Source organism: Bacillus canaveralius (assembly GCF_002860125.1).
In the GTDB taxonomy this organism is placed as follows: domain Bacteria; phylum Bacillota; class Bacilli; order Bacillales; family Cytobacillaceae; genus Bacillus_BJ; species Bacillus_BJ canaveralius.
Genome location: NZ_PGVA01000020.1, coordinates 48513 through 54660 on the forward strand (window position 1 = coordinate 48513; position 6148 = coordinate 54660).

Here is a 6148-nt window from a genome sequence, read left to right on the forward strand (position 1 = left end):
TATGGATGGAAAAATGCAAAAATGTGATATAGTGATAATGAAACCCTAATAAAGGCAATTGAACTAATTAAAAAAGGTAGCACAGAAGAAGAGGTACAAAGAAGGATGAAATTGTCGAATGAAGATATGGATTTGATTGATTTTGTTATTAACGAACTATAATTTCCTATAAAAAGGCGAAATATAAATCGATAGGAAACAAGAGTCAAATATTTATTATTGATTGTACTTGGAGGCTTTCGGGTGCTTGTGTAAAATTTGTATAAAAGGATATACATGAAAAATCTTGAAAGCAAGTGAATTATTTTCACCTGCTTTTATACTTGTTTCCGCTTTCCACATGGCTTGGATAGTGATGGCAGATTAATATAGATGTAGTAGTGTTTACCTTATTCTAGTTTTTCGCACTTCCATATTTTCGAAGTCGATGATCAATTTATTCGCTAGAAAAAAATCACTGCCTATGATTCCGTCAAATCCATGCATTTCTCTAACATCACCGAGCTGTATAGTGAAATCTCTAAGTTGGAACATATCTATTGTCATGCCGCTCACTTTTTGTTCAATACAGATTTCAGTACCGCCAATTCCATACATCTTTCGTGTAATGGCGTTTTCTAAATCGAGCATCAGCCCAATTTCTTCGCATAAGTCCGTATCTAAAATGGTTGAAGAGCAGCCAGTATCAAGCAGCACGTTGCTAAATGTCTTCTTCATTCCATTGTATTCAATCTGAACAGAAACTAGAGGCAATTGGTCATCCATTGCAAATTTCATACTCTTCTTCGCACTCCTATATATGGCTGCTCAATTACCTTTATTTCTTCGTTATTCGTGTGAAAGATATATAATTCACGATATTGATTTTCCGCATGTAGTTTTTTATACACTTTCCATGCTGCATTGCCGTTCTCAAAGTCATCAATTACTGACATTTCTTCGATGATTCTTTCTTTCCCTCTTGTTTCTGATTTTAATGCTTCTACTAAGACACAACGTTCTGGAAAATGCTGACGAACTTCAGACCATTTCATTCACATGCGCCTCCGGTTCATTCTTAATTTATTTTTATTATAGCATTTTTAAATGGTAAGAAAACTGAATGATTTTTATTCCTAATTATATTGACTTTGAATACTATTCATAAAATTGATAATAATGGTAGCTGAGGTGATAATATGGAATATTTTATATCCTTGGTTTTATTAGGTTTTATCTTTTTTCAGTGGAAGAAAGGAAAAAATTCTAGAGCAGAAGAGATTTATAAAAATTATTTATCCACTGAAGAATTTAAAAGAACGCTAGCATTTGGCATTTATCAACGGTTTTGTAAAGAGAATGAAGAAAAATCTTATTCATCTACCTTTATAAAAAATGATCCCTTAGAATTTGAACACTTTATTGCTGATATATTAAAACACAAATATGGCGGAAATATCTATGTAACAAAAAGTTCAGGGGACTTTGGTGTTGATATAGAACATGGTGTTGGTGAAGGGAAAGTGCTTGGTCAAGTAAAGTGTTATAAAGATGATGTTGGTTACGAACCTATCGCATTATTACACTCCAACATCGTAAAGCAGAATGCTTCAAAGGGATATGTTGTGACAACATCTAACTTTACGGATAATGCCCGTTCATATGCCGAAGGATTAAGTATTGATTTGATAACTGGAACTGATTTAGTGGAAATGTGGCTGAATTATTCTAACCCATTATCCGAAAGTATTATAGTGGAGCCAATTCATAACCAAACGACAAATAAAATTGATACACCGATTTAAGAACTGCCCTCCAGCCAGACAAAGGTTAGGGAGCAGTACTATTTGTATGATAAAGAAACAAAAATTAGGCTGGGATAAAATCTAGCCTATCTATTACTAAACTTCTTCATCTCCAAAATAATCTGTATCCATTCTTTTTACAATTTGATGAGCATGACCTATCAGTGGACTTGGATGGAAATGGAGTAAATGATGGAATTGTGTAAAAATATAAGTTTTTTTCTCATTTATTATTGTTTGCACTCTAGGTTTGTACTTCAAAAACGTTCAGTATGGTGAAGAAGGTCACCTACTAAAGCATTTCTGGAAGTTTATCAGCGAATCTACCAATATATTAGCGAGTTTTTTTTAAGTCAACCTATAGTGCAATTTTCCATTAAAGTAACTTGAGCTGGGCTGTATTATATATCTATTATCAAACAAGAGTGCAAAAATTCCCGCACTCTTGTTTTTATTTTCCAGAAAATTTTATTTTACATCGTGCCGCCCGTAGGTTGAGAGTGTGTAATATCGTTAACGTTGAGTGCAAAAAAACGCGGTAAATCAACGTTTTGGATATTGCTGGCTGTAACATCTTTAACGGGGATTTACCGTTTTTTATGGGATTGCGTTAGCAAAATGTTAGCAGATTTAGAGCTAAAACCATTTCTAGAACACAAAATAAAATTAACCACATACTTAAATTGAAATATCTATTGCTTCATTAACCTCAATTTTCATTGGATCGACATTGGAATAATACTTTGGACGATATCCTATAAGATGAATTTTAGTAATTACCCCGTTATCCAATGTAAGTGAAAGAGTTTCAATTTTGTCAATTGTACCCGTTAGAATAAGAGATCCCACAATCATAACTCGTATTTTTTCAAGAGTGTAACCTTGGCTAGCTAAGCTCGAAATGATATTTGGTATCACTTGGATTTTTGCATTTGTAGGATGACTAATCATTGATTCAACTAAAGAGTCTCCATAACCAAATGGTGTAACCTTTTCACCAAATAGAATGCGTCTAATACGCAACATTGCTATATCATCAGGGGTCAGTGTTTTACCCATTCCTCCACCAATTGACATTTCAGAATAGATTAAGTTATTTCTTTCCCCTGTACCTTTTAGATTTACAACAATGTATGTTCCTTCTCGTGTAGATTTAATGTCAATATTTTCAATGGATACAATATCTGCCTCATCTCTTATAGCAAACGGATATCTATCTCTATCCCTCATGTCCCTTAAAGCTTGTTCAATTTTAGAGTCAGGATTAATCAGTGTTATCTGATATTCACCCTTATTTTTGCTATGAAACTCATCGTAATCAGTTATTATTGGGCCAAGCCAGAAACTTAATCCAGAAGAATTTATCTGTTCAATTGTATTTGTTGCAGTTTTTACTGCAGTCAGTTCGCTTCTATTTATTGTTCTTTTTAATAACAACGGTTCTCCGTTAAGAGTACTTTTAATTACAGGATTCTGACCTCCAATTTCCTCATTTAGCCTTTTACTAACATATGAATATAAGTTATATACATCTATGTCACCATTTCTATCGGCAGCTTCTCCCTCTAAACCTCGAATTAAATAGTCGGTAAATGCTCCATGTCCCGCTCTATCCGCAGCATATTGACTTGCAGTACATGCAGCAATAAGAACCTTTCCTGATCCTTTAACTTCTAATCCTCGATGCATTTCCTGTTGAATATTTCGAGTAATCGTTCCACTATGGCATGTATCAAAAAACGATAAAATAGTTTTAGCTGGGGTCTGGTCAATCAAATCTCTTACTTCGGACATTTTTATCATTGATATATTCGGAGAATAGATATTTCCATCAAATGGAACAAAATAACCTTCATTATCTATAAATGCACCGTGTCCAGCCCAAAATAGAAATAATATATCCGTATCAACTGCGGTTTCAAAGAATGATTTTAAGGCAGATAGTAAAATAGTTCTTCTTGAAATGGAACCTTGGAAAACTTGGACATCTTGTTCCTTAAAAAAGGAAGGAGACTCCAAAAGAAGACGCTTAATTTCTAAAGCATCATTTACTGTATTAGGCATATCATTCACACTGTTATACTGATCTACAGCTATAATTAAAGCTTTATAAACCACTTTTTTACCACCCAACATTCCGTTTAATATTTATAGAGCAACCTTATTTAAATCCCTAGAAGTTTCAATAATTGCATTAAAAATTTCTTTTAAAATAATTGTTTGAAGTATTAGATAACCATTTGAATAAAATTCTGGAAAGGTTCCATTTAGATCGCTCTTTATATAGTTCAAATACTTTTCTAAGTTTTGCGAATTCAAATTATTGTGTTGCATAGAATTACGATAAACCCTCAACCTATCTAATGCGTAATGTAGTTTTGGGAAATTTTTCTTGAAGTCCATATAAAAATAATTATTAATACCCATTTCTTTGCCACGCTCATCAATTACTTCAACCATGGATGCGTTTAAATCTTTTGTAAAGTTGCTATAACTTTTTTCATTTTTTGCTAACTTTATATTATCCAAGTTATACTCATTTAAAAATTGACCATTATCAAGCCATCCCATACCATAGTAGTCTTCCATTTCAGCATCAAGACTTTTAGCCGACTCAACAATATTTTTAATTAAATCCTTTAATTCATTTAGATTATTTATTGGCTTAATGAGTTTATTATTACTTTCTGAATTAACCGTCTCAGCTTTTGCTTTTACTTTATTTAGTTTAAAAATATTATGGGTAACACAAGTAGGATTATTTTTTAAATTTAATTTATATTTAGCTATTTTATCTATATATCCATTTTTGTTATCTAATATCACCTTAGCATATTCATATTCAATTTTATGTTGTAACTCCAAATTATTATATTTTTTACTTAGCTCAATAATCTGATATACCTTATTTTTAATATTAGTTGTTGGGTAACAATAGCCAGTGAAATTAATTTTTACACTTCGTTTTCTTTTCAAATATCTTTCTAATTCATTTATCCATTCATCTTTTATTTCATAGGCTTCAATCATTGGTATGTCGAAAAATACACTATTAAAATCCCTTGTAAAGTAGTCATATTCTAAAATATTATATATTTCCCCAACAGATTCTTCTCCATAGACTTCCAAATCTTTAGTACCTATAACCTTTTCAATAAATATATCAATTGAGTTATCTGTAAACATTTTTATTCCAATTTCATCTGCATTTATCAATTCAGAATCAAAATAGTTTACCTTAGTATTTCTATCATAAACTACTAACCTGCTTTTTTTATCTAGATCTTCAATAACTACAATATAAAATTTTTTATATTCAGTTGGCTTTTCATTGACCGAAACCATTTCTACTAGTTGACCCTCGTATTCAGAATTGCTTTCTTTTATATACTCTTCTAAAATTCTTTTAATTATTTGCCCATGAATAATATTATTATTCTTTTTATCAAGAATAGGCTCTAAAGTATTTAAGTTTGTAGATTTTGCATTTTTATTCGTGATATAATTTCTTGATTTTTTTATATATCCTGTAAATCCATCAACTGAAATTGGTAACTCTACTCTTTGTAATTGTTCATATTTATTATTACTAATATATTTTCTACCATCATCTGTTAATGTTTGAGTTTTTAAATCATACATATTATTAAGCTCTAAATCATACACTGCATTTTTTATTAACTCTTCATCAATAGATAATAATTTTGAAATTTGATTAGTATTAAATCCTTGATTAAGTAACTTTAAAGTAAAGTCCAATACTACAGGTAACCCTTTATATAACGTTGCTAAACATACGACTGTTTTTTTAAAGATTGGAAAACCAACCTCTGTAATATTAATTATCTTATAATCCGGAAAGTCAGACTTAACTGCATCAAGGACTAATTTCATAGCTCCGCCCCCTTTATGTTACAACTATTGGGATTTCGATTAATAAACTGAATTACTTTTCCAATTCCCTCTTTATATTTTACTTCACTGTTGAGAACACACTCTTTGTTTCCAACTATGAACAAGCAATTTTTCCCTCTTGATAAAGCAACATTTATTCTTCGTTGATCTTTTAAAAAACCTAATTTATTTTCTTCATTTGAACGAACTACACTATAAAAAACAATGTCACATTCTGAACCTTGAAAAGCATCGATATTATCAATCTGAATATCAATATTAGTCCACTTTGAATTTTTAGGCTCTATTTTATTAATTAATAATTGCTTTTGAGCGTTATATCCTGAGATGATTGCCACGCTAGCTCTTAGATTCTTTTCATAATAAATCTTATTTATCTTATCAAGTGAGTATTGCGGACAGAATGAGCCGGCTGTGCGGAGTTTTGGGCCACTGTTTGCGGACAACAG

6 protein-coding genes are annotated in these 6148 nt (G+C 31.2%); 1 reads left to right on the forward strand and 5 read right to left on the reverse strand.

Going from position 1 to position 6148, the window contains the following annotated elements; all coding sequences use genetic code 11:
• Positions 1-384: 384 nt before the first annotated feature.
• Positions 385-765 carry a retropepsin-like aspartic protease gene (locus CU635_RS09265; protein ID WP_180960020.1) on the reverse strand — a complete coding sequence of 127 codons (381 nt, stop codon included), beginning with the start codon at positions 763-765 and terminating at the stop codon, positions 385-387.
• Positions 766-773: 8 nt separating this feature from the next.
• A complete protein-coding gene (locus CU635_RS09270) occupies positions 774-1034 on the reverse strand; it encodes a hypothetical protein (RefSeq protein ID WP_101577088.1) in 261 nt (86 codons plus the stop codon).
• Between the two features lie 144 nt (positions 1035-1178).
• On the opposite strand from CU635_RS09270, the gene CU635_RS09275 reads away from it, so the two are divergent.
• Positions 1179-1784 (forward strand): restriction endonuclease, encoded by a 606-nt coding sequence (locus CU635_RS09275; RefSeq protein WP_101577089.1) that lies wholly within the window; start codon positions 1179-1181, stop codon positions 1782-1784.
• A 678-nt stretch (positions 1785-2462) separates the two neighbouring features.
• Here CU635_RS09275 and CU635_RS09280 read toward each other — a convergent pair.
• The 3 genes from CU635_RS09280 to CU635_RS09290 all read right to left on the reverse strand — a co-directional run.
• Positions 2463-3902 (reverse strand): caspase family protein, encoded by a 1440-nt coding sequence (locus tag CU635_RS09280; RefSeq protein WP_101577090.1) that lies wholly within the window; start codon positions 3900-3902, stop codon positions 2463-2465.
• Positions 3903-3932: 30 nt separating this feature from the next.
• The gene (locus tag CU635_RS09285; protein WP_101577091.1) at positions 3933-5678 is read right to left on the reverse strand and encodes a hypothetical protein; all 1746 of its coding nucleotides are present in this window, start codon (positions 5676-5678) and stop codon (positions 3933-3935) included.
• Positions 5675-6148 (reverse strand): AAA domain-containing protein (locus CU635_RS09290; RefSeq protein ID WP_219620169.1); only part of this gene is annotated, 474 nt, incomplete at its 5' end. The genes CU635_RS09290 and CU635_RS09285, both read right to left, overlap by 4 nt.